The organism is Actinomadura sp. GC306, assembly GCF_004348665.1.
GTDB lineage: Bacteria > Actinomycetota > Actinomycetes > Streptosporangiales > Streptosporangiaceae > Spirillospora.
Genome location: NZ_SMKM01000515.1, coordinates 1 through 1,683, shown reverse-complemented (window position 1 = coordinate 1,683; position 1,683 = coordinate 1). Strand labels below are relative to the sequence as shown.

Below are 1,683 nucleotides of genomic sequence, written 5' to 3'. Positions count from 1 at the left end.
AGGGTGAGATGTGATGCCGAGCCGTTTTAGGTGAAGTGAGTGATCCCATGCTGTCGAGAAAAGCCTCTAGCGAGTGTACTGGCGGCCCGTACCCTAAACCGACTCAGGTGGTCAGGTAGAGAATACCAAGGCGATCGGGTGAACTGTGGTTAAGGAACTCGGCAAATTGCCCCCGTAACTTTGGGAGAAGGGGGACCACGCCTGGTGAAGGGATTTACTCCTGGAGCTGGGTGGGGTCGCAGTGGCCAGGGGGAAGCGACTGTTTACTAAAAACACAGGTCCGTGCGAAGTCGTAAGACGCTGTATACGGACTGACGCCTGCCCGGTGCCGGAACGTTAAGAGGACCGGTTAGACCTTTTGGGGTCGAGGCTGAGAATCTAAGCGCCGGTAAACGGCGGTGGTAACTATAACCATCCTAAGGTAGCGAAATTCCTTGTCGGGTAAGTTCCGACCTGCACGAATGGCGTAACGACTTCCCCGCTGTCTCAACCACAGGCCCGGTGAAATTGCAGTACGAGTAAAGATGCTCGTTTCGCGCAGCAGGACGGAAAGACCCCGGGACCTTCACTATAGCTTGGCATTGGCGTTTGGAGCGTCTTGTGTAGGATAGGTGGGAGACTGTGAAGCCGGCACGCCAGTGTCGGTGGAGTCGTTGGTGAAATACCACTCTGGTCGTTTTGAGCGTCTAACCCGCGCCCGTGTATCCGGGTGGGGGACAGTGCCTGGTGGGTAGTTTAACTGGGGCGGTTGCCTCCTAAAGTGTAACGGAGGCGCCCAAAGGTTCCCTCAGCCTGGTTGGCAATCAGGTGGTGAGTGTAAGGGCACAAGGGAGCTTGACTGTGAGACGGACGTGTCGAGCAGGTGCGAAAGCAGGGCCTAGTGATCCGGCATCTACGTGTGGAAGTGGTGTCGCTCAACGGCTAAAAGGTACCCCGGGGATAACAGGCTGATCTTCCCCAAGAGTCCATATCGACGGGATGGTTTGGCACCTCGATGTCGGCTCGTCGCATCCTGGGGCTGGAGTAGGTCCCAAGGGTTGGGCTGTTCGCCCATTAAAGCGGCACGCGAGCTGGGTTTAGAACGTCGCGAGACAGTTCGGTCCCTATCCGCTGCGCGCGTAGGAGAATTGAGAGGGTCTGTCCCTAGTACGAGAGGACCGGGACGGACGAACCTCTGGTGTGCCAGTTGTCCCGCCAGGGGCATGGCTGGTTGGCTACGTTCGGTCGGGATAACCGCTGAAAGCATCTAAGCGGGAAGCCTTCCTCGAGATGAGTTCTCCCACCCCTTTGTGGGTGTAAGGCCCCCAGTAGACGATTGGGTTGATAGGCCGGGTATGGAAGCGCCGCAAGGTGTGGAGTTGACCGGTACTAATAGGCCGAGTGGCTTGAACACACATTACGTTCAAAGCCAATCGCTGTTGCGAGTTGTTCGCGTCCCTGTGTGGTTCTCAGGAAACAACCCTGGGTAGCCTGTGGTTGTTGATAATTGAATTCCGGACCTGGTGTGTTCGGACGTTGGTTTGCACGCCCCCTTTGGTGGGGGTGGTGCGTTGAGTCGTTCGGTGGTTTTGGCGAAGGGGAAACACCCGGTTCCATTCCGAACCCGGAAGTTAAGCTCTTCAGCGCCGATGGTACTGCATGGGAGACTGTGTGGGAGAGTAGGACGCCGCCGGACTCATATTG

General features: G+C 57.0%; 2 rRNA genes. Both read left to right on the top strand.

The features are described 5' to 3' along the window. Positions 1-1,393: ribosomal RNA gene (locus tag E1200_RS33180) — 23S ribosomal RNA — on the top strand; the annotation flags it as partial. Positions 1,394-1,558: 165 nt separating this feature from the next. Beyond that, positions 1,559-1,675: ribosomal RNA gene (gene rrf / locus E1200_RS33175) — 5S ribosomal RNA — on the top strand. Positions 1,676-1,683 lie beyond the last annotated feature (8 nt).